Here is a 22,931-nt window from a genome sequence, read left to right as displayed (position 1 = left end):
TAGCACTTTCAAATCAAGGAGGCTCGATCAATTATGGCCGAACAAAAATGGCATAGCATTCAAGTGGTCAAAGGATCAGGTGGTTATGGCGGTCCATTGACGATCACACCGACCGAACAGAAGCATAAATTTATCTATGTAACCGGTGGCAACCGCCCCGCCATCGTCGATAAGATTGCGGAATTAACCGGGATGGAGGCCGTAGACGGATTCAAAACGTCCATCCCTGAAGATGAAACAGCGCTGGCGATCATTGACTGCGGCGGCACGCTACGTTGCGGCATTTATCCAAAGAAAAATATTTTAACGATTAATGTTTTACCGACTGGAAAGTCCGGTCCGCTGGCAAAGTATATTGTGCCGAAATTGTATGTTTCAAACGTTGATGTCGATCAGATTACGGCATTGCCTGATGATGCTGTTCCTGATCAGTCCCTAAACGGCGTGCCGTTTGATCAGCGCGGTGAAGCAGGTAAGCAACAGGAAGCCACTGCTGAACCAACCGCTGCGCTTTCTTCGCCGAATACCACGTCAGAAGCAAAGGCAGACGAAGCGGCCGCTGAAGCCCGCGAAGCCAAGTTTGATACCAACAAGACGATTACGGCGCAAATGAAAAAACCTAACTTCATCGCGCGAATCGGCATTGGCGCTGGGAAAGTAATCGCAACTTTTAACCAGGCCGCTAAAGACTCAGTTCAGACGATGTTGAATACCGTTATTCCATTCATGGCCTTTGTTGCTTTGCTTATTGGGATTATTCAAGGATCAGGCTTAGGTAACTGGTTTGCCAAATTAATGACGCCGTTAGCTGGCAATGTTTTTGGCCTGATTGCGATTGGCTTTATCTGCTCACTGCCATTTCTATCACCAATTCTCGGTCCAGGCGCGGTCATTGCTCAAGTTATCGGTACGCTCATCGGGGTCGAAATCGGTCGCGGCAACATTCAGCCACAGTATGCGCTGCCAGCCTTGTTTGCGATCAATACGCAGAACGCGGCGGACTTTATTCCGGTTGGATTAGGACTCGAAGAAGCGGATTCAAAGACGGTTGAAGTCGGGGTTGTTTCCGTTTTGTATTCGCGCTTCCTAAATGGTGTACCACGAGTTGTCGTTGCATGGCTAGCAAGTTTCGGGCTGTATGCAAAGTAAGCAGTATTTTTGAGAGGTGAGGATAGTGTCGTCAGTAGCAGAAAAAACAAAATATGAAACAAAGATTCTAGAGGTTGGTTCAGACGCGCGGGATTTCAAAGATATTAACATGGCTATTCTTTTCGGTGATGAGGCGCCGGATGCGTTGCGCTCGTCTTGCTTCATCATTCAAGTCACCAAAATTCTGGAACCGATCCAGGCGGGAGACGTGATGGTATTTGGCGATCAGGCTTATACCATTACGGCAGTTGGTGATGAGGTGAATACAAATCTAGGCAACCTCGGCCACACAGCAGTGGTATTTGATGGCTCAATCACCCCTGAGCTTGCCGGGTCGCTTTATTTGGAATCCAAACCGTATCCACAACTAGACGTGGGCACTGTCATCAAAATTATGAAGGGGGGTCTAGGCCATGTTCATTGATACAGCCAATCTCGCACAAATTAAGGAAATGTTGGGATTTAACCAATTTGAGGGCGTTACCACAAATCCCAAGCTACTTCTAAAAGAAGGCAATCCACGATTTGAACAATTGACTCAGATTCGGGCGTTAAAACCGGGTGTTCTTTTTGTCCAGCTGGTAGGAGATACTGAAGCAGAATTATTGGCGGATTATCACGAATTACGTAAACGTTTTCCAGACACTGACGACACGCGAATGGCGTTTAAGGTGCCATTATTTGAACCGGGATACAGAGCGATTTCGACAATCCGCTCTGAAAAACCAGATGAGTGTCTATTAGGCACGGCCGTTTATTCCGTTCGCCAAGGTTTCATGGCATGCGTGGTTGACTGCGATTACATTGCCCCGTACGTGAACCGCATGGAGCAGTTGGACATCGATCCATATCGCATGATTGCCGAGACTCACGCTTTTTATCAGAAAACCGACACGCACATTAAGATTATGGGTGCAAGTTTTAAAAATGCCTCACAAGTGATGGCGGCGATTAAAGCTGGCGCGGAAAACGTTACGATCAGCTATGATATTTTCAAACAGTTGATGACTAATGCTGCAGCAGATGATGCCATCAGGGTCTTCAATGAAGAAGGCCGGCAGCTGGATCAAAAAACGGGTGTCTGAAGTATAGACGGATGCGTTAAGAGAAAAAGGATTAAGCACCTGTAAAGCATAAGAAAGCGCCATGGAGTTCCGAGTAGTTGGGACTGCATGGCGCTTTTTGCGTGCCAGCATCAAGTTTAAATGGTCGGATCATATGGGAAAGCGAATGGCGTTATCATCTTTGATAAACCAAATATTAACAACTACTTGATTGATTCCACCTGTTATTTTATAAAATTAAAGCAGAAATTTTGCACGAATTGAACGGTCGCATTGTGAAACCAACAAAGCTGCCAATTTTTAATATTCTAAAACAAAGACAATTCCACCAACCTGTTATACGCCGGTTAAATGCCGTTTTATAAGCATCTTAATAATAAACCGCCGAACCATAATCAGACAGCCACTTTCATAAATGGAACAGACCAATCAATTTTTTGTTGACCCGATCACATATTCTTGCACGATTAATCGTGCAAACATTTCCTGTTGTTTCGTTTGAGAAAGCGCTTTACAGTAATGATAGACATTAACAGCAAAGGGGGTGAACAGATGACATTGAGTAACCGGCAGCGACAACTTGTTTTGCAGTTGTTGAATGCCGAAGGGGCGGTGACCGCTAAGCAATTAGCTGAATCGGCAGGGGTCAGCGTCCGGACCGTGAAGTATGATTTGGCCGACATTCGCGATTGGTTGGCGGCGAAGGGCTCGGCGTTAAAGAGTGCGCCGCGCAAAGGGATTTGGATTGAAGCCGGTGATGCTGCCAGAGCGGCCTTGCGTGAGAAAATCGATGAACAAATTGCCGATCATTATTTAGCGCCGAATGAGCGCATCATCCGCATGATTTTGATTCTTGCGCAAACCGGTGATTATACGACCCAGCAACAGTTTCAAGCGCGGGTGAATGTCAGCCAGACAACCGTCAACAATGATCTTAAGAAGCTGGCGGTTTATCTACAGCAGTTCAACGTGAAGCTGACCAGTAAAAACTACTATGGCTATAAGCTCAATGGCACTGAATTGGACATTCGCCGCTTACTGGAACAGTTGATTACCCAGCAGCTGAATCGGAAGACACTCATGGCGGAACTGGTTGACAGCCTGAGCACCAAAACCGAGCCGAAACGGGCAGTGATTTTAACCGGCGAGGCAACGTTTGACCACGCGTTTAATACGATTTTGAAAGAAGCCATTCGCTTGGGCAAAACGGAAGCACACATGCCGGATCCGAGCGAGCTGATTGCGACGATCATTCGGTTGACGATCGGTGTGATTCGCCAAGGTTTTAATCAACTGGTGAATAGTTATCATCGCGTTGCGCAGTCCCAAGCTGAGCAACACTTTACTGACAAGCTGATCATGAACACGCTAGCCTTTTATAATCTGCCGGCGCTGACAGATGATATCGCATATTACCTTGGCCAGCGTGATCACGACCAGCCGGCTGCTCAGGATCACAATCTGGTGGCGATGACGCATCGCATCATTTTGGCGGTTGGCGCGTTGGTTGATCATGATTTCAGTCATGACAGTCAGTTGCAGGAGAATTTGTACCTGCACCTGAGCCAGTCTTTAGGCAAGCACAGTCAGCTTCTGGAATATAGTCCATTCACGCAAGACATTAAGCAAGAATATCCGGGCTTGTTTGCGGCTATTGAAAAAACCGTCAATAAGGAATTGGCCAATGATCAAGCCGTGTTGAGCGAGGCGTTTGTTTCTTTCATTGCGTTGCATTTCATGGTCTCGCTGAATCGAGACAGTCAAATGCGAACGGTGCGGGTTGCTTACGTCTGTGCGACGGGCATCGGGATTACCAATCTGATTCAGCAACGAATCGCTTCGGCCATTCCAAACATTGAACTAGTCGGCTTTGCTTCCATTGACGATGCGCGGGCCTTGATCGCACGTGAACAACCGGAATTGGTCATCAGCGTTTTTCCACTCAAAAATGTGGATGTTCAGGTGATCGAAGTGCAACCATTGCCTAATGCCACCGACATTGCCGCGATTCGCCAGGCGGTCGCCAAAAAATTACAGGTACCGCTGGCACAAATCAAATCGCAGCATCCCGTCGTACCGATCAAACCGAAGCCGAATCTGGAGCAGCAGACTCAGCAGACGATTTTGACCATGTTCAGCATCTATTCGGAACTCAAGCTGCAGTTGCCGACCAAAATCGATCCGTATTACGGCGATGCGTTCATGATGCACGTTTTCCTGGCGGTGCAACGCATCATGTTTAACAAACAGTATCAAGGTAAGCCGAATCATGATGATCCGAAACTGGTCGGGACCGTCGAGCATGTCTTTTCGGATCATGGGTTGGCGATTAATCGGGCTGAGGTGCATGCGATTCTGGAATATTTGAGCCTAAGTCACGCAACATCTTAGAAAGGGGATGACACCACTGGAAGCCAACGATGAATTACCGGAAGAAGTTCAAACAATGATCCAACAAAGTAGTGATGCGCAGGCGGCGGAAGCGCTGGTTCGTTATGTCATTGGACTAGCAGCAGCCGCGGAGATTCGATTTACCGATGTTCAGCTACAGGTGCTCACGAATCACTTAATCGAAATGCTGAACCGTTCTCAGTCTGGTGAACAACTCCCAGCGGTCGATCCGCAAATGTTTGCCGATGTTTCCCAAAAGTCGCTTGACTTGGCGGATCAGGTTGTTCGGCACATCGGGCATTTGGCCGTCGCCGAGAAGTATATTTTATCGATTCATTTTGAAGCAGCACAGAACAAAATATAGGAGGATTTAACCATGGTTAAAGTCGTTATTGCAGATCGAATGGGTAAAGGTCAAAACGTTGCTAAAGGTGTTGAAGCCGCTGGCGGTACCGCTGTTGTCGTACCGGGCATGGGCGCTGATATGCGTTTGGGTCAGGTCATGGACAAAGAAAAAGCAGATATGGGCATTAGTTTCTGCGGTTCTGGCGGTGCCGGTGCGATCACCGCACATACGCAATATGGCTGGCCGGAACGTCACGGCATGCGCTCAATTCAAGAAGGCGTGACCGCGATTGAAGAAGGCACCAAGGTTCTCGGCTTTGGGTTTATGGATCAGGAAGCATTGGGGAAGGCCTTGGTCGAGGCGTGGAACAAGAAGTATCCAGAAGCTTAAGGAGTGAGCAAGATGACGGTCGTGAATGAAACCAAACGTCAGGTGGTCACCGTTTCCGGCAAAGGCGAAACCAAACAACAGGCATTTGCCGCCGCTTTTAGCAGCATTCAAAAACAGCTGGTTGGTAACGGAGATGAAGCCATTTTACGGATTATTCCGGAAAAAGTTGAGCCGCTTAAGTTAGTTAAATCCAATTATACCGAGAAGTTCCTGTTCTTCTTTTTCAAGCGGACGCGAACGACTTATGCTGTTACGCTGGCCGTGACGGTTGCCGTGAGTGCGATCGATCTTGACGCTTTGGCGTTTGAAGATGTCACGACGCCGTCACCGGATGCACTTTCATTGCCAAATTTGAAAAATATGTTGAAGGGTGTGAAATGAATTGCCAATATTAACAATCTTATTCCAGTCGATCATTATTGGTGGACTGGTAGGTTTTGCGGCAGGCGTTGGGGCAGCGCGGATGTTTACGGCACCGAAAACCCAAGCCTTGGGCGCATTCCGTACTTTGGGGGAAATGAATGCGGCAGAAGGCGATCCGGCTTCGCATTTTAGCTTCGGACTTGGGTTCTTCTTCAATGCTTGGGCATCAACGGTTGGTGCCGGCGCGTTTACCCAGGATATTACCCACCGTGTGATTCCGAACTGGGCAGCGGCTGGCTTGTTGATGAAGAATCGCAATGTCGAGCAGACCATGCATAACCCGAAGAAAATGGGGATTGCAGGTGCGATTGTCGGCGCAGTGGTTGTGGTGTTCCTGAATGTCACTTCCAGCTCGATTCCGGAATCGTTGCAGGTAACGGCGGTTAAGGTGCTGGTACCAGCAGCCAATCAGCTGATCAATCTGATCATGCCGATTCTTTTCTGGCTGGCTGCAATTGATGCAGGCCGCCGCTCAGGATTATTCGGCACGGTCTTTGGCGGACTGTCTGCAATGATCATGGGTAATGCGGTGCCAGGCGTGGTGCTGGGCATTTTAATCGGAAAAGGGGTCGACGAACTCGGCTGGACGCGGATTACGAAGTCCATTTTGGCGGCGGCGATTCTGCTGTTCGTCCTATCCGGCTTCTTCCGTGGCTTTGATCTTAACTTGTTGAAGTCCTTTAACCTGAATGCACCAGGCTGGTTGTCGAATGTCCATCAAATGATAGGCGGAAAGTAGAGGTGTTGACGTATGGCGGATAAACAAACCACCGCAACTGCGGATGAAGAATTAAAGGCAGTTGCAAACGAACATGACTTTTGGCACGCAGACTGGGGCTTCGTTGTGATCGTCGCATTGATGTCGGCAGGGGTCTTTGCCGGGACGTCCATGTATTTCAATTATGGCGTCGGTGCCTTCAACGAAGTCGCGATCGTGGCGATGTTGAAGGCGGGGATGACAGGCGGATCTTACGGTGCCGCCGCGGCGTTTGGCGCCAGCTTCCTGTTTGCCCGGATCTTGGAAGGCTCGCTGGTTGGGATTCTGGATCTCGGCGGCTCGATTTTGACCGGTGTCGGCATCGGGATTCCGGCCATCCTGCTTTCTGTTGGTGCTAAACCTTTGGTGGCCAACTTCGGACTGGCGCTTTTAACCGGCGCTGTGTTGGGCATTATCATCGGGGTCATCATTTTCCTGGTTCGGAAATTTACCATTAATCAAAGTAATGCCACATTTGGCGCGGACGTCATGATGGGCGCCGGGAACCAAACCGGTCGTTTCCTCGGTCCGCTGATCATCCTGAGTGCGGTCACCGCCAGCATTCCGATCGGGATCGGCAGCACAATCGGCGCAGCACTTTTCTACGCATGGAAAAAGCCAATCCCGGGCGGTGCGATCATTGGGGCTATGATTATGGGATTTTTCTTTCCAGTCAAACTTTAGAAGAAGTTTTAGAAAGGCAGGTCATCACTTGTGTTTGATGTTTTAATCAAGAACGGCAAAACAGAACGCGAACAGCCGATTGAAGTCGGCATTAATGGCGATCGAATCGCGGCGATCGCGCCAAAGCTCGAAGGGGCCAGCGGACAAAAAGAAATCGACTTGCATGGCCAGTCGTATGTCAGTGCAGGCTGGATTGACGATCATGTGCATTGTTATGAAAAACTGACCTTATATTATGACGATCCCGATGCCGATGGGTATAAGTCCAGCGTGACAACGGTTATCGACGCCGGGTCAACCGGTGCGGACAATATTCGCGATTTTTACAACATCACCCGGGACAAAAAGACCAACGTTTTCGCTTTGATTAATATCGGGCGTACCGGCATTTTAGCGCAAGACGAATTAGGCGATATGGAGAAGGTCAACAAAGAAGCCTTGTTTGACGCAGTGGTTGATCTGCCTGATTTTATCGTCGGCATCAAAGCACGCGAAAGCCATTCGGTGGTGATTGACAACGACATCAAACCGTTACTGGCAGCGCGGTCATACGCAGCACTGCTCGGGCATCTGCCGATTATGGTGCATGTCGGTGCGAATCCGCCAGAGCTTCAGGACATTTTGCAGGCGATGGGCGCAGGCGATGTCTTAACCCACGCATACAACGGCAAGCCGAACGGGATGATTGACGAAAATGCGGAGATCAAGGATTTCGTCTATGATGCGTATGATCGTGGCGTGGTCTTCGATGTCGGCCACGGAACTGATTCGTTTAATTTTAAAACCATGAAAATTGCCCGCGACCATGGGCTGGATCCGAAGTCGCTGAGCACCGATATTTATCACCGCAATCGGGAAAATGGGCCGGTTTATGACATGGCAACCACGATGGAGAAAATGCTTCAAGTTGGCTACACCTTGCCGGAAGTGATTCGGATGGTCACGTTTGCGCCGGCTGATACTTTCCACCTGCTGAACAAAGGACGCCTGCGCCCGGGCAAAGATGCTGACATTACCATTTACAATGTCACGCCGGGTGATAAAGTATTAACGGATTCTAATGGCAATACGGAAGCCGGCCATCAATTGATCACCCCGATTTGCACCATTGTTGGCGGGACGGTATACGACTTGGAGGCACAGCGAGCATGACAGACTATTACAGCACTTATGATTTAAAACACGTGATTAACGCCAGTGGCAAAATGACCATTTTGGGCGTTTCCAAAGTTCCGGAGGCCGCGATTCAGGCGCAGCAATTTGGCGACACCCACTTTTTTGAAATGAAGGATTTGACCGACAAAACTGGCGCCTTCATCGCTAAAAAGTTAGGGACAGAAGGCGCGCTGGTGGTGAACTCGGCGTCTGCGGGGATTGCGGAAGCGGTGGCCGGCATCATCGGCCAAGGCAGCAAGTATCACGCTTACCATCCGTTTTCACCGCGCTACACCAATCGCGAGATCATTCTGCCAAAAGGCCAAAATGTGGACTATGGCACGCCGGAAGAAGTCATGATCGAACTTGGCGGCGGCCAGGTGGTTGAAGCCGGCTATGCCAACATGTGCACGTCGGAACACGTTGAGATGATGATCAATGAGAACACCGCAGCTATTTTCTACGTGAAGAGCCATCATGCCGTGCAAAAGAGCATGTTGACGATTCAAGAGGCGCTGGAAGTGGCGCATAAGCATGAACTGCCGTTAATTCTTGATGCTGCGGCGGAAGAGGATCTGAAGAAATACGTCGACATGGGCGTTGATGTGGTTCTGTTCTCCGGTGCCAAAGCGATTGAAGGCCCTGCTTCCGGGCTCGTCTTCGGTAAGGAGCCGTATATCAGTTGGACCAAGTTGCAAGGCCTGGGCATCGGCCGCGCGATGAAAATCGGCAAGGAAAATATTCTCGGCTTCACCACCGCGCTCGTTCAGTATCTTGACAACGGTCCGGAATCCGGCGAGGCAATGAAAGCTCGGCTGCACCCATTCGTGGCGGCGCTCAATGATGTCCCGCATCTGAACGTTAAGGAAGTTCAAGACGGTGCCGGGCGGCCAATTTTCCGCGCTGCCGTGACCGTCGAAGCATCCAGTCCTAAAGACGCCAAGCAAGTGACCGCCGAACTCAAAGCCGGCAACCCGGCAATTTACACCCGCGAATATCGCGCCAACGAAGGCATCATCGAGTTCGACATCCGCGCCGTTGATCAAGCAGAAATGGACCTGATTGTTCATCGCCTCAAGGAAATTCTTGCCTAGAAAGGATCGTTCCCATGAATCTAATCCCAAACTATTACAAAAATCGCGTTGCTCTAAACGTTTTGGCTGGCTCCGTTGAAAATGCCAAAGCGATCTACGAAGCCGCAGAAGGTCATGTGGTCGTGGGCGTTTTGACCAAAAACTACGATACCGACGAAGCCGCAATTGACGATATGAAAAAATACCAGGAAGTCACCGACAACGGATTGTCAGTCGGCCTCGGCGCCGGCGACCCGAACCAAAGCACGATGGTCAGCCGCGTTTCCAAGGTCTTGCAGCCGCAGCACGTTAACCAAGTCTTCACCGGCGTCGGCACCAGCCGGGCACTTTTGGGCCAAGCCGACACCGTGATTAACGGGTTGGTTTCGCCAACCGGCAAAGTCGGCGTGGTCAACATCGCCACCGGTCCTAAAAGTAGCCAAAAAGCAGCCGCAGAAGTACCAGTCGAAACTGCCATCGCCTTGTTACAGGACATGGGTGGCACCAGCTTCAAGTTCTTTCCCATGGGTGGTTTGAAACATGAAGCCGAATTCCGCGCTGTCGCTAAAGCCTGTGCGGCAGAAGGCTTCAACCTCGAACCGACCGGTGGTATTGATTTGGAAAACTTCGAAGCTATCCTCCAAATCGCATTGGATGCTGGCGTTAAGCAGATCATTCCGCATGTTTATAGTTCGATTATCGATAAGGCGACTGGTTTGACGCGCCCGGAAGATGTTGCTGCGTTGTGGCGGATTACCAAGCGGCTGGTGGATGCTAGTGAGTTGGTAGCAGCGGAGTAGGAAGTTTTTATTTAGTCATTAGAGAAAGTTAAAAGCCTACAGACCAAAAAAGCGGTCGGTAGGCTTTTTATCTTGTTGATTTTTAGACAGTGTCAGCGCATCTGTGAATAGACAATGTGGTATCGATGCCACATCGGTTGGAAAGTTTTAAGCGAAGTGACATTTTGTTCCATATCTGTTAAAGACTAGTCCGATAATTTACGAAGTGATCGAGATTTTTAGCTTAAGGCCAAGCCCAGCGGCAGAGCTGAGTCGAATGGAGGAGGGGAAACCGTTTACATAACTTTTGTGTTTCTGTACAATCAAAAATAACGACTATAACTTTTCGGCTTATCAAAGCCTGAAATAGTTTATTGGCGAAGAAGAGGAGGATCACTGATGTTTGGTTTATTCAAGAAAGAAAAGCGCGAAGTTTATGTGGCTCCGGTGACTGGTCGACTAATGCCATTGGAGGATCTCAAGGATGGTGTTTTTTCAGAAAAAATGATGGGCGAGGGGTATGTTATTGTACCGGAAGAAAACATAGTTTATGCACCAATTTCAGGTATCATAAGCTCGGTCTTTCCGACTAAGCATGCAATTGGCATAACATCGGGAACAGGATTGGAAGTTTTAGTGCACATGGGAATTGATACCGTTGAGATGGATTGTACGCCGTTTGAAACCAGAATCGCGGCTGGTGATGAAGTTAAAGCAGGTGACGAACTATCCACGATTAACACTACCGAAATCAAAGATTCAGGACGTAATCCGGCAATTTTAGTAGTCTTCACGAATATGAATAAGGTGAAGGATTTTTCGACTATCAGTGCAAAACAGGTGGTGCATGGTGACCCTGTAACAACGCTGACCTACGCCGATTAATTGTCCAGGGTGTCTGATCTTTAGGGAACCTCCTTAAGAGACTATTTTTCGATTAATTACTAGCTTTGTCGAAAGGACAACTGATAAGAGTGAAATTAGAGAAGTTGGTTGCGAGTAAGCATCTGTCCGAAACCGAACTGACAGTATTGCAATACATGATCGCTAACATTGACCGTGTGCTGGACATGGGTGTTCGCGAGGTGGCGAAGGCAAACTATACTTCAGCAACCACGGTGATGCGATTGGCACATAAAATGGGCTATCGTGGTTTTATTGAACTCCAATACAAATTAATGACGATGTTACGTAATGGTGAAACTGGAATTCAGGCGACACACGATTCTCAAGATCCGCTGCTCTCTGAAGCAACCAAGAAAAATAACATCATCAAGTTTCAAACTGTGGCGCAACAGATCGCATCTGTCGACAACAAGTGTCTATACGTTTACGCTGCAGGTTTTTCAAGTGTCATTGGAAATTACATGTTTAAAAAGTTTCAGATTCTGGGGAAGCGTTGTTTCTTCTCGACACCAGGTGACTCTGCAGCCTTGTTAGAAAACTGCTTGGAAGATTTGGGCCTTTTTATCGTTGTTTCAAAATCTGGAGAAACACAAACTGTTATTGATAAAGCGACTTTGGTTAGCAGTCTGTCGGTACCTATTGTGGCTTTTACGGGCAAAGATGATAGCTCGTTGGCGAAAATAGCAAATTGGGCCATCGCGGTTCCAGACGAATTTCCATTAGATGATCTAAATCAACGTGCATCATTGTTTTATCCTAGAATGTTGACGGCGTTTGAATTGGTAATTAGCGAAGTGGAAAAGTTGGCTTGATGTTTAATAGCCGTAGGAAGTTATTAATAGTTGTGTATACGCACTAATTAACCAGACGATAGGGAACCTGTTCCGAGTGAACAAAACGGGTTCCCTATTGTTGTGTAAGGGTTTTCAACAGGGGAACATTTTGCTAAATTAAGGCCATCAACAATGAGGCTTGCTTAGTTGAGAAACTTGTTTAGCAGATTTGAGAGGTGAAAAGAATGAAACAAAAGGTCATGGATGGCTTACAGCGATTTTCGAAAGCGATGTTTGTTCCTGTATTGATATTACCGATTGCTGGTATTTTGATAGCAATCGGTAATATCTTCACGAATCAGAAGCTTCTCGAAGTTGCACCCTTTATGAATAATCCGGTGACCAAAGGATTTGGGCTAATTCTATCAGGTTCCTTGGTATCAATTCTGACGAACCTTGGGGTGATTTTCTGTGTGGGGTTGGCAGTTGGCCTGGCAAAGAAAAAGAAAGCGGAAGCCGGTTTTACCGCATTATTGACGTTCCTTGTCTTCATCAATGCGATGAACAAATTTATGGAATTGCGCGGTATTCTTTCTAAGGCAGAAAATCTTCAAGGAACAGGTCAAGCATCAGTACTCGGTGTTCAAATTTTAGATATGGGCGTTTTCCTGGGCATCATACTTGGTATCACCGTGGGTTACATCCATAACAGGTTCGTCGATATAGAGTTCCGCAGTGCGTTTCAAATATACGGTGGGAGTCGATTTGTTTTTATTGTTCTAATTCCGGTGACCGTTTTATTGGCGGTCGTGCTTACGTATGTCTGGCCTTTCATCCAGATGGGTATTTCCGGATTAGGTGGGGTCATCAATAAGACTGGTAACTTTGGACTGTTCCTCTACGGCTCGTTGGAACGTTTACTAATCCCAACCGGCCTGCATCATTTAATTTATACACCATTCTTATATACCTCACTTGGTGGCGTTCAAGAAATTGGTGGGCATATTTTTGAAGGAGCAAGAAATATTTATTATGCTGAAATGGCGGATCCGAGCATCCACTTGCTGTCCCGCTCCGTTATATGGGATGCTCGGGGAATCTCAAAAATGTTTGGTTTGATCGGTGCATGTTTAGCAATGTATCAGATGGCTAAACCAGAAAATAAGAATAAAGTAAAAGCCATTTTGATCCCGGCAGTAGTCACTTCGTTCTTGGCTGGTGTTACAGAACCAATTGAATTTTCCTTTATGTTCATTGCCCCATTGTTATTTGTTGTACACGCAGCGCTGAGTGGCCTTAGTATGGTGGCTCTGAATATCCTTAATGTCAGGGCAATTGGTCCCAATGGTTTCCTTGATTTTCTACTTTATAATCTGCCATTGGGTATAGGAAAAACTCATTGGCCAATGTACATTCTCGTTGGAGTTGTGTTCTTCTTTATCTACTATTTCACGTTTAGATTCTTGATTAGTAAGTTTAATTTGAAGACGATCGGACGTGAAGATAGTGATCAAGAAACAAGACTTTACAGCAAATCAGATTATCAAGAAAAACAACAGGCAAAACCTGTTCAGACACCAAAAGATGATCGCCGCGTACCAGCTACAACTATTATTGAAGCGCTTGGTGGCGCGGATAATGTTGAAAGCGTCACGAATTGTTACACAAGACTGCGAACCGTTTTGAGAGATCCGAATTTGGTGGATGAGTCTACCCTGAAGAATGTTACAGGTGCCAGTGGCGTCATCAAGAAAGGGAACAACGTGCATGTCGTTTATGGCTTAGCAGTGACAAAAGTGCGAGCTGCAGTAGATGAAGCTTTAGGTATTGATGCAGCAGAAGTTGAATAGGAGTGGTTATAATGAACGAATCAAAGAAGTTTTCAGTTGTTATTGCAGGTGGTGGCAGTACTTATACGGCTGGTATTGTGATGATGCTCTTAGCAAACATAGAGCGTTTTCCGTTGCGAGTTCTAAAACTTTACGATACTGATGCAAATCGCCAGGCAACAATTGCAGAAGCGATTGCGATTGAACTTAACGAGAAAGCCCCGGACATTGATTTTACTTGGACGACTGATCCTGAGTCAGCATTCACAGATGTTGATTTTTGCTTCGCGCACATTCGTTCCGGTGGTTATAAAATGCGTGAACTGGACGAAAAAATTCCTTTAAAGCATCATGTGGTGGGGCAAGAGACATGCGGCCCCGGTGGTATTGCATACGGGATGCGCAGTATTGGCGATATCATTGAACTAATTGACTTCATGGAGAAATATTCACCGGATTGTTGGATGCTAAATTACTCCAACCCAGCATCAATTGTGGCCGAAGCCTGCCGTCGATTACGACCTAATGCAAAAATTATGAATATATGTGACATGCCAGTTGGCACGCAACGGAGAATGTCACAAATTGTTGACTTAAAGCCACAAGACTTGGAGGTGCGCTATTTTGGCATGAACCATTTTGGCTGGTGGACGAGTGTGAAGGACAAAGCTGGGCATGAGTATCTGCCGCAAATTCGCGATTATGTGGCTCATCATGGATACCTGACTCAAGTAGAAGTCGATACCCAGCACATGGATGCGAGTTGGCAAGCAACCCATAAAAAGGCACAGGATTTGCTTGCGGTGGATCCAAATTATTTGCCTAACACTTATTTGAAATATTATTTGTATCCAGACTATGTGGTGGCACATTCAAACCCTGATTATACGCGAGCAAATGAAGTTGAAGATGGGCGTGAGAAACGGGTCTTTACAGCGGCTCAAAAAATCATTGATGCAGGTACCAGCAAGGTTGGAGAATTTCAGATTGACAGTCATGCCTCCTTTATTGTTGATCTTGCACGCGCCATTGCATTTAATACTCATGAACGGATGCTACTGATAGTTGAAAACAATGGTGCAATTGCGAATATTGATGACGACATTATGGTTGAAGTTCCATGTATCGTCGGCAAAGATGGTGCCGAACCATTAACCCAAGGCAAGATTCCTTTATTCCAGCGCGGGATGATTCTCAATCAAGCTATGGTTGAAAAGCTTGTTGTAGATGCGTGGATCAATCATGATTATCAGGAACTATGGCAGGCATTGACATTGTCAAAAACATTGCCCAGTGCTCAAGTTGCCAAGGAAGTGCTAGATGATCTAATCATTGCAAACCAAGCATATTGGCCAGAGTTAAGACATGCCAAACATGAAGTACGGTTGATGAGTGAAGAAGAGGTTGCAGAGGTATAACAATCTTAAAAAAGTCGCGGGAAAAACCGAGGCTTTTTTTGATGCAAACAAGGCACAAATTAGGGGATTTTAAAAATCAGAGATTGCATGCTTACCTGATCACTTTAAAATTCGCCACAGGGTGCTTCTGCTAATGCCAAGTTCTTTTGCAGTTTTCGTTCGGTTATCAGCGTTTTGTTTTAGCAGAATCGTGCAGATTTGCTTTTCGATTTTGGCTAATGTTTCTCCTTTGAACATTGAAATGTTTGATAAATCGCCACGTTGGGTTTGGTGGTATGCAAATTGCGCTTCCTCATTAAGGATCATTCGCTTGACCGAGTTACTTGAGATAAACGGGCCGTTAGTTTGTAAGACAAGTTGTTCCAGAACCCGTTTGAACTGGAAAAGGTTTTCTGGCCACGAATACGATTCAAGGATTGTCATACCATCTTCACTGATACCGACCACACTTTTCTGGTACCTTTTGGAAAATTGATAGAGGTAAAGACTGACCAAAGATCCAATATCAGCTTTACGTTTTCTAAGAGGCGTAGTTGTAATCTGAAAGGTCGTATGGAAGCGACTTGCAACCGAATTTTGATGAGAGCCAGATCGATAAATTAGAAGAAAATGATTGTCGGTTGTTTCTGACATGTCACAGAAGCTCTGGAGAGTTTTCAGATATAAAGCATTCAATTTTTCAACACCAATAATAATGAAGAGAGCATGGTGGTCGAGCAAAGGTGAAGTGGCATTGTTGAATAACGCCCAGAATGCTGATTCTGACTTCATCTTATTTAAGTCAATTTTCCAATAATGATTAGCCTGTATCATTGACGCAAGATGCTCAGCAGCTGTTAACTTTGCCGTCCCTTTTTCGCCTATGAACAAAACATTCCTTCCTGATTTAGCGGCTAATTGGACGTCTTTCGACAAGTTGCCAATGTTAACTGAACTTACATCCTGATTAGAAGCAGGAACAAAGCTTTTGATGGAGGAATCATTGTCAACTAAAGACTTAAGAGGTGTTACGAGAACATACCAAAGCCTATTTCGGAACCTTGCGTTGATTTGATATAGTTGTTCTTCAACACGTGAAAAGAGTGTGAACGCTTTGGTAGAGCCAGACAATACTTGTGGCTTTATTGTGTGAAGAATTGCTTGCTCATGTGCTTTTAAAAGCCCGTTATGATGCTGAGACTGTAAATGACAATTTTGATCAAGAACTAAGACTGACTGATCAAATGCACTCAGGGCATTAACAACCGCTCTATTGCGATCATCTACCTTTTTCAGCTCTGTACCGAGATAGCGTGCTGATGAAAAGGCATTGTAAATACTCTCGTCGCCGGATTCAATCAAAATAGAATTGAGATTTGACTTCCGTGCTTCTTTAAAGGTGATGTTGTCGCCAATGATCATAGAGTAGTCCTGAGCTTTAAGCTGCTTGATGATGTTAGGCAACTCGGCAGACTTTGAAATAGTGACAATGTGCAACTCCTTTTCCAAAATCTGCCCCAGTATCTTAATCTTATCAGTCACGTTAGAGAATCCTATAAATGCATAATTATATTTGTATACTTCAACTAATCGAATGACTCGCAGGATATCCAGTAATGACAAGTCAATTTCGATGAGAGGCTTGTCTAGATTTTCACGAATGAGTTTTGCAGTTCCACCTCGGGAAACAATGACGTCAAAATTCGCACTCTTTTTCTGCGCGATTTCCAATCCCTCCGTAAGATCGCCAACGTAGGATTCAATATAGAGTGTTTTGAACTTCTGCGCGATTTCGTCCATTTTGTTTTTTAAGTTTGGATATGGTGCAATAGCTAGCACTTTAAGCATCGTTAATGCCCCCTGAACGTTTAAAAATTGAACGATTTTTATAATTACAGCTGTTTATTTGAGACGTGTTTCAAAAACGAACACAATCTGACCATATCCCGTTTGTTGATTTTTTGCAAGCGCTTTACATTATAAGAAATGTAAAGGAGGAGGAAGCACCATGAACATCTTAAAAACAGTCAAGAAGTTACCAGGAGGCATGATGGTTGTTCCGTTACTATTAGGGGCATTAACAAATACCTTTTTTCCACAATTTTTTGCATTAGGAGGCTTTACAGAAGCATTATTCAAAACTGGAGCAATGGCGTTGTTAGCCGCATTCTTATTTTGCAGCGGAGCGCAAATTAGTGTTAAGGAGGCGGGTGTCTCAGTTTACAAAGGTGTGGTTTTGCTCGTCACTAAGGTTGGTATTGGGGCTATTTTGGGAGTTCTAGTGAATCATTTCTTTGGACTTGCCGGAGTCTTGGGATTGAGCCCATTAGCAATTGTGTCGTCTATGACCAATAAAAATGGGGGTTTATATGCGGCTTTGGCTGGCGAATATGGGGATGCCACTGATGTTGGTGCAACCTCAATCATTGCATTAAGTGATGGTCCATTTTTTACAATGATTGCTTTTGGCGCAACAGGATTGGCAAAAATTCCTTTGACCGCTTTAATTGCTGCCATCATGCCTATTTTAATTGGATTTATTCTCGGTAATCTGGATTCGGAGATTCGTAAATTTCTAGCACCTGGAACGACACTGCTTATCCCGTTTTTTGCCTTTCCGTTAGGCGCTGCGTTGAATCTCAGTCAACTTGTAGATGCAGGACTGAGCGGTATTATTCTGGGAATATTCTGTACGGTTGTGACAGGCATAGCAGGGTATACTGTCTATAAAGTATTAAAGATGAAATTCCCGCAAGTGGGTGCGGCAGTTGGCGCCACTGCAGGTAATGCTATCGGAACACCTGCTGCAGTTGCAGCTATTGATCCGGTCTTTAAGCAAGTTGCAGCTCAGGCGACTGCACAAGTTGCAGCTGCCATCATTGTGACAGCGCTGCTTTGTCCGTTACTTGTCAGCCTGCTAGATCGCCATGAGAAAAAGATCCATCCCGAGCGACGTGAAGAATCGGCGGCTGAAAAGGAGATGAAGGTGATTGAAAATGAGTAGGGAAAAGTACCTGATTATCGCGGATGATTTTACCGGAGCAAGTGATACAGGCGTTCAACTTAAGAAGAATGGTTATCAAGCAGAGATTCAGCTTTTCCCAACAGGTGGATTAGTTGACCATTCTGTGGTGCTTGATACGGAGTCACGAACAATTTCTCCGGTAGCAGCATCCCGTAAAGTTGCTGAACTGGTTAAAAAAATAACCGAGAAAAATCAGTTTAATCTCGTTTACAAAAAAATAGATTCAACGATTCGCGGCAATATTGGAGAGGAAATTCATGCGATCTCGGACCTTTACCAACCTGATCTGATCGTTGTTGCCCCTGCGTTGCCTAATGCAAATAGAACGACCATTAACGGCATTCAGATGCTAGGAGGGAAACCGTTAATGGCAACTGATATTGCTAATGATCCTTTAAATCCTTTATGGACAGATAACATTGTTGAACTGCTGCAAAAAGAATTCGGTCGTGATGTTGAGCTGGTAAGCTTAAAGACTAATAAAAGGGCATTGCCATCAAAAGCTAAAGTCCTCGTGTTTGATGCCGAAACTGATTCGGACCTGGAGGCTGTTGTAGCAAGTACGCGAGCAAAAGAAAGGCGCATACTTTATGTGGGATCCGCAGGCTTGGCGAGTATATTATTTAAAAAAAGCAAACGCGTTCTTCCAAGCCTAGCTGTTGTCGGGTCAATTAGTGAAACGAGTCTAAGTCAGATGGAATACGCGGCTGAAAATGGTATCCCAATTGTTACGATTCAGCTAAACGACCTCCTAAAGCCAGATAGATTAACGCTTATCTCAAAATATCAAGAACTGGTACACTCGTCACTTAGCAAAGGGGATACCATTTTGACAGTCACCCGAAAGAAAGAAGATTATCAGAAAACAATTGAAGCTTTTGAGAGCTTAGGGACGGTTGACAGATCAGAAATAAGCAGAATTGTTCGTGAAAACCTTGCTGCCATTGCGTCAGAAGTTGTGAAAGCCCAGCGATTGAGTGGTTTATTTTTAACTGGTGGCGATACAGCCATAGAAATGATTCGAGCGCTTGAAGCCAGTGGGTCAGAGATTCAGGAAGAGATCACACCCGGCGTTGTTTTAGGTACTCTAATCGGTGGAATCGCAGATGGATTGAAGATTGTGACGAAAGCAGGTGCATTTGGCCAACAAGATACGCTTTTGGAAAGCATGAAAAGACTTAGTGGAGGAGAATAAGAATGACAAACTATATTGGAATTACAATTGGCGACCCTTCAGGTGTTGGACCGGAAATTTCATTGAAGGCATTGATGAAAAATAAAGACTATCTGAGTGAGAGCATCATCTTCGGCAGTAAAGAAATTATGGCCTATTATGCGGATCTCTTAAAAATAAAGACACCATTAAATTTCATTACAAACGTGGATCAATTCGAACCAGGAAAGATTAATGTTTATAATGTCATGGATATTCCGTTAGAAAAGATTCCAATTGGGAGAGTGAGTCCCATCTCAGGAGATGCTGCTTTTCAGTTTTTGAGGGTAGCCATCGACCTAGCGATGAAGAAAAAAATAGGTCCAGTCGTTACAGCGCCTTTAAACAAAGATGCTCTGCATAAGGGAGGACATAACTTTGATGGACATACGGAAATATTTGCAGAGTTCACTGGCACAAAAAAATATACTATGATGCTCTGGAGCCCAAAATTAGCGGTTGTTCATGTGTCAACGCATGTACCGTTGAGAAAAGCATGTGATCTCGTCAAAAAGAACAGAGTAGAGGAATGCATTGATCTAGCCAATAATGCGATGAAACGGTTAGGCATAAGGGAACCTAAAATAGCGGTTGCAGGCTTAAATCCGCATGCTGGAGAGGACGGGCTCTTTGGTGATGAAGAGATTAAAGAGATTAATCCTGCTGTCAAAGAAAAACAAGCTCAAGGAATCAACGTGAGCGGCGCACTTCCGCCTGACACGGTATTTTTAAAAGCAACGCAAGGTAAGTTTGATATTGTGGTAGCAATGTATCATGATCAAGGCCACATTCCCATGAAACTATTGGCGTTTGACGAAGGCGTTAACGTCACGCTAGGCCTGCCGATTATTCGAACCTCAGTAGATCATGGTACAGCGTTTGATATTGCTGGAAAAGGCATTGCAAATGAATCCTCTATGTTAGCGTCAATTGCACTCGCTATGAAGTTTGAGCACAATGCTTAGTCTTTCGAACAATAATGCGGTATTAATGCTGAATAGACAAGAGACTAGGGTAACAGCGTTGAAATTAAGCAAGCACTTACGTAAAGAGTAGGTGCTTTTTGTTTTGCGGACATCTTGTCCATGTCCAGAAACAGCGTGTCCGAACCTCTGGACACTAGTTTATGTGGATCAATCCAGTACATCCGTATACTGTAACTGTAAGCGGTTGCACAGGTGAGGAGGTGTTTACAGTGAATCACATTGGCGATCTTGATCGGGCATTGTTGGATTACTTGTCCCAGAGTGCCGGATTTGTGAATGCAGGTGAGGTCGCAAAGGCTTTGGGAACATCCACGAAAACTATTTATCGTCACATTGATCAAATTAATGAACGGTCTGACGAGCCTGTTATTCAAATGATTCGGGGTAAAGGGGCACGGCTTTTACCCAGTGCACTGCCGGATCTAAAAGCTCCAAACGAGTCCGCCGATGGGACCAATCAAAGTAGTCTTGAGCGCAGAAATCAAGTTCTAGAGCAGCTGTTGTTTCGGGCACCGCTTAAAATCTCGCTGTCTGACTTGTATGCCGATCAATATGTCAGCGATGCCACGATTGACAATGATCTCCTTTATCTTAAGCGCAGATTGCTTAAGCAAAAATTGCAACTTGTCCGAGTCAACAACACCGTCCATCTCGAGGGTGAGGAGACCCGTATTCGGGAACAACTTAGCAGCGTTTTACAAAATATGTCAGCGATTACAAACGGTGGCAAGATCGAAGGCATTACAGATTACGATCAGCAGTTTATTACGACGCAGGTTCAGGTCATTGAACAAGCCACCGGTGGCAAGCTGGCTTATCCATACAATGTCAACATTTTGTCTCATCTGTATATATTGATTCAACGAGTTCGTCGTCAAGGTAAAGCTGAACAGCTCAAAATTGTCAACGGCGGTGAGGTACGGCGACTGATGTTGAAAAACATGCATCTTTATCGGTTGGCAGAAATCGTGATTAATAATACGGAGAAATATTTAGCCAAAAAGTTGCCACCTGAAGAAACAGACTACCTTTTTCAATATTTGATTTCGTCGCGAATTGATGAAGGAACCCCGAATGTCAAAATGCTTTCATATAGCCAAAAGGTTCATGATGTCTCGCAATTTTTAATTCATTATGTCAATGAACATCTTCCGACCGCGCATATTCAGTTAAAGACTTGGCGAGAGTTGGCTGGACACATCGCCCCGCTCATTAATCGCTTGGAAAACAATATTGCCGTCACAAACGGGTTGTTGACCGACATTCAGCGTGAATATGCCAAGTTATTTGAGGTTTTGACATCGGGAACCCAGGCTGCAGCGAAGAAGTTCCAATTACCTGAGATATCGGCTAATGAAGTTGGCTTTATTGTCATGTATTTCGCGCGTTTCTTGGAACAACAGGATCATAAAATCCAAACGCTCGTCATTTGTTCCAGTGGTATCGGTACTTCAGAGTTGTTGCGGGTGAAGCTAGAGAAAACTTTTCGCGAGTTAAAAATTGATCAAACAGCGACAGGATTGTTGTCTGACATTGATCTCAATTCGCTGAAAAATACGGATCTGATCGTCTCAACGATTGATCTCAAAGATTCCCAGTATGACAAGCTGGCAATTCCTAAAGTGTTAGTTAGTGCAGTGTTGTCGAACTTGGATAAGGAGAAAATTCGCCATGCCATTAAAGAAATCAAGTGATGTGCCATTAGTTAGTTTGGAAGACCCAGTAAATCAGAAGCGCCTATTCGAACTGATTGCCAAGGTGTTGCAACCTGACATACCTGATCTGACGCCTGCCTCAGTCAAAAAGATTGTGACTGAACGTGAACGTGAAGGGGAGACGTATATCGGCTATGGGACGGCCATTTTGCACTTGATTTCGGAGAAGATTGCGCAGACGATGGTGCTCTTGGTAAAAACCGATTCGCCATTGAACTGGCGCTCAGACTACTCTGGCGAAGTGCACCAGATAGATAAATTCGTTGTATTAGCCATCTCACCACATGACCAGAATGGTGAACGTTTTCGTCCAGTCATGCAAAAACTAGCAGACGAAGATTCAATTAATCAATTGTTTGAAATGGAGTGAACGTTATGGAGGAGACACGTATCAATCATTTCTTCTCGGATCAGGTGATTACCTTTAACCAGGTTTTCTCTGATCGAAATGCAGTATTAAAGGCAGTTGCAAGTCGTTTAACTGCCGTTGGTGCAGTTAGACCGACTTTTGGCGATGCCATTATTGCACGTGAGCAAACTTATCCAACAGGGCTGCAACTGAATGATGGTGTGGGTGTTGCGATTCCGCATACTGATGCCGATCAGGTGCTTCACGACCAGATCGGTTTTATCGCTTTAAAAACCCCAGTTACATTTCGACAGATGGCAAGTGCAACTGAAGTGGTTTCGGTTAACTATCTGTTTGTATTGGCATTGAAGACAGCTCACCAACAGTTAGATATGCTCCAGAAGTTAATGGGCTTGTTTGCAGACGACAAAGCTATGGCAGAATTTCAACAAATAACCACGGTAGCAGCGTTCATTAAGTTTATGACTGAACGTGGTATCGGGTAACAGCTGGTATTGAAAACAAAG

General features: G+C 45.5%; 23 protein-coding genes. 22 read left to right on the top strand and 1 reads right to left on the bottom strand.

The genetic code is table 11. The annotated features are described in order from the left end of the window. Positions 1–33 precede the first annotated feature (33 nt). The 16 genes from srlE (at position 34) to LACPH_RS13035 (ending at position 15,137) form a co-directional block, all read left to right on the top strand. Positions 34–1,149, top strand: coding sequence for a PTS glucitol/sorbitol transporter subunit IIB (gene srlE / locus LACPH_RS13110; protein ID WP_306387054.1), 1,116 nt, complete (start codon positions 34–36; stop codon positions 1,147–1,149). A 25-nt stretch (positions 1,150–1,174) separates the two neighbouring features. Then, on the top strand, positions 1,175–1,573 hold the full coding sequence (locus tag LACPH_RS13105; protein WP_274785206.1) for a PTS glucitol/sorbitol transporter subunit IIA: 399 nt from the start codon (positions 1,175–1,177) through the stop codon (positions 1,571–1,573). Continuing rightward, positions 1,563–2,234: a transaldolase family protein gene (locus LACPH_RS13100; protein ID WP_274785205.1), complete on the top strand. Its 672-nt coding sequence runs from the start codon at positions 1,563–1,565 to the stop codon at positions 2,232–2,234. Before LACPH_RS13105 ends, LACPH_RS13100 begins: the two co-directional genes overlap by 11 nt. 531 nt (positions 2,235–2,765) lie before the next feature. Continuing rightward, the gene (locus tag LACPH_RS13095) at positions 2,766–4,604 is read left to right on the top strand and encodes a BglG family transcription antiterminator (RefSeq protein ID WP_274785204.1); all 1,839 of its coding nucleotides are present in this window, start codon (positions 2,766–2,768) and stop codon (positions 4,602–4,604) included. Positions 4,605–4,611: 7 nt separating this feature from the next. Beyond that, on the top strand, positions 4,612–4,968 hold the full coding sequence (locus LACPH_RS13090; RefSeq protein WP_047106955.1) for a transcriptional regulator: 357 nt from the start codon (positions 4,612–4,614) through the stop codon (positions 4,966–4,968). A 12-nt stretch (positions 4,969–4,980) separates the two neighbouring features. After that, the gene (locus LACPH_RS13085; protein ID WP_005687737.1) at positions 4,981–5,340 is read left to right on the top strand and encodes an SFCGS family glycine-rich protein; all 360 of its coding nucleotides are present in this window, start codon (positions 4,981–4,983) and stop codon (positions 5,338–5,340) included. Between the two features lie 12 nt (positions 5,341–5,352). Continuing rightward, positions 5,353–5,721, top strand: coding sequence for a DUF4312 family protein (locus LACPH_RS13080; protein WP_274785203.1), 369 nt, complete (start codon positions 5,353–5,355; stop codon positions 5,719–5,721). Between the two features lies 1 nt (position 5,722). Beyond that, positions 5,723–6,502 carry a DUF4311 domain-containing protein gene (locus tag LACPH_RS13075; RefSeq protein ID WP_049169341.1) on the top strand — a complete coding sequence of 260 codons (780 nt, stop codon included), beginning with the start codon at positions 5,723–5,725 and terminating at the stop codon, positions 6,500–6,502. A gap of 12 nt (positions 6,503–6,514) precedes the next feature. Continuing rightward, positions 6,515–7,204 (top strand): DUF4310 family protein, encoded by a 690-nt coding sequence (locus LACPH_RS13070; protein ID WP_049169342.1) that lies wholly within the window; start codon positions 6,515–6,517, stop codon positions 7,202–7,204. A 30-nt stretch (positions 7,205–7,234) separates the two neighbouring features. After that, positions 7,235–8,356: an amidohydrolase/deacetylase family metallohydrolase gene (locus LACPH_RS13065; RefSeq protein ID WP_306387053.1), complete on the top strand. Its 1,122-nt coding sequence runs from the start codon at positions 7,235–7,237 to the stop codon at positions 8,354–8,356. Further along, the gene (locus LACPH_RS13060) at positions 8,353–9,453 is read left to right on the top strand and encodes a DgaE family pyridoxal phosphate-dependent ammonia lyase (protein WP_274785201.1); all 1,101 of its coding nucleotides are present in this window, start codon (positions 8,353–8,355) and stop codon (positions 9,451–9,453) included. The genes LACPH_RS13065 and LACPH_RS13060 overlap by 4 nt, the downstream gene beginning before the upstream one ends. 14 nt (positions 9,454–9,467) lie before the next feature. After that, positions 9,468–10,232, top strand: a complete 765-nt coding sequence (gene dagF, locus LACPH_RS13055) for a 2-dehydro-3-deoxy-phosphogluconate aldolase (protein WP_274785200.1) — start codon at positions 9,468–9,470, stop codon at positions 10,230–10,232. 378 nt (positions 10,233–10,610) lie between these two features. Beyond that, positions 10,611–11,096, top strand: a complete 486-nt coding sequence (locus LACPH_RS13050) for a PTS sugar transporter subunit IIA (RefSeq protein ID WP_274785199.1) — start codon at positions 10,611–10,613, stop codon at positions 11,094–11,096. 89 nt (positions 11,097–11,185) lie between these two features. Next, a complete protein-coding gene (locus LACPH_RS13045; protein ID WP_306387052.1) occupies positions 11,186–11,929 on the top strand; it encodes a MurR/RpiR family transcriptional regulator in 744 nt (247 codons plus the stop codon). Between the two features lie 206 nt (positions 11,930–12,135). Next, on the top strand, positions 12,136–13,740 hold the full coding sequence (locus LACPH_RS13040) for a PTS transporter subunit EIIC (RefSeq protein ID WP_087913008.1): 1,605 nt from the start codon (positions 12,136–12,138) through the stop codon (positions 13,738–13,740). An 11-nt stretch (positions 13,741–13,751) separates the two neighbouring features. Continuing rightward, positions 13,752–15,137 (top strand): 6-phospho-alpha-glucosidase, encoded by a 1,386-nt coding sequence (locus LACPH_RS13035; protein WP_274785198.1) that lies wholly within the window; start codon positions 13,752–13,754, stop codon positions 15,135–15,137. A gap of 99 nt (positions 15,138–15,236) precedes the next feature. On the opposite strand, the gene LACPH_RS13030 is transcribed toward LACPH_RS13035, so the two are convergent. Continuing rightward, a complete protein-coding gene (locus tag LACPH_RS13030; protein ID WP_274785197.1) occupies positions 15,237–16,964 on the bottom strand; it encodes a sigma-54-dependent Fis family transcriptional regulator in 1,728 nt (575 codons plus the stop codon). Positions 16,965–17,124: 160 nt separating this feature from the next. Here LACPH_RS13030 and LACPH_RS13025 point away from each other — a divergent pair, with 160 nt between their 5' ends. From LACPH_RS13025 to LACPH_RS13000, 6 genes are all read left to right on the top strand, one after another. Next, positions 17,125–18,120 (top strand): 2-keto-3-deoxygluconate permease, encoded by a 996-nt coding sequence (locus LACPH_RS13025; RefSeq protein ID WP_274785196.1) that lies wholly within the window; start codon positions 17,125–17,127, stop codon positions 18,118–18,120. After that, positions 18,113–19,336, top strand: a complete 1,224-nt coding sequence (locus LACPH_RS13020) for a four-carbon acid sugar kinase family protein (protein ID WP_274785195.1) — start codon at positions 18,113–18,115, stop codon at positions 19,334–19,336. Before LACPH_RS13025 ends, LACPH_RS13020 begins: the two co-directional genes overlap by 8 nt. 2 nt (positions 19,337–19,338) lie before the next feature. Continuing rightward, complete coding sequence (gene pdxA, locus LACPH_RS13015; RefSeq protein ID WP_274785194.1) at positions 19,339–20,319, top strand: 4-hydroxythreonine-4-phosphate dehydrogenase PdxA; 981 nt, start codon at positions 19,339–19,341, stop codon at positions 20,317–20,319. Between the two features lie 230 nt (positions 20,320–20,549). Further along, positions 20,550–22,034, top strand: a complete 1,485-nt coding sequence (locus tag LACPH_RS13010) for a BglG family transcription antiterminator (protein ID WP_274785193.1) — start codon at positions 20,550–20,552, stop codon at positions 22,032–22,034. After that, positions 22,012–22,425, top strand: coding sequence for a PTS sugar transporter subunit IIA (locus tag LACPH_RS13005; RefSeq protein WP_274785192.1), 414 nt, complete (start codon positions 22,012–22,014; stop codon positions 22,423–22,425). Before LACPH_RS13010 ends, LACPH_RS13005 begins: the two co-directional genes overlap by 23 nt. A 5-nt stretch (positions 22,426–22,430) precedes the next feature. Further along, positions 22,431–22,910, top strand: a complete 480-nt coding sequence (locus tag LACPH_RS13000) for a PTS sugar transporter subunit IIA (RefSeq protein ID WP_274785191.1) — start codon at positions 22,431–22,433, stop codon at positions 22,908–22,910. The last annotated feature ends 21 nt before the right edge of the window (positions 22,911–22,931 follow it).

The organism is Lacticaseibacillus parahuelsenbergensis (assembly GCF_030770265.1).
GTDB lineage: Bacteria > Bacillota > Bacilli > Lactobacillales > Lactobacillaceae > Lacticaseibacillus > Lacticaseibacillus casei.
The sequence above is the reverse complement of the archived record's forward strand: the minus strand, read 5'-3'. Positions and strand labels throughout refer to the sequence as shown.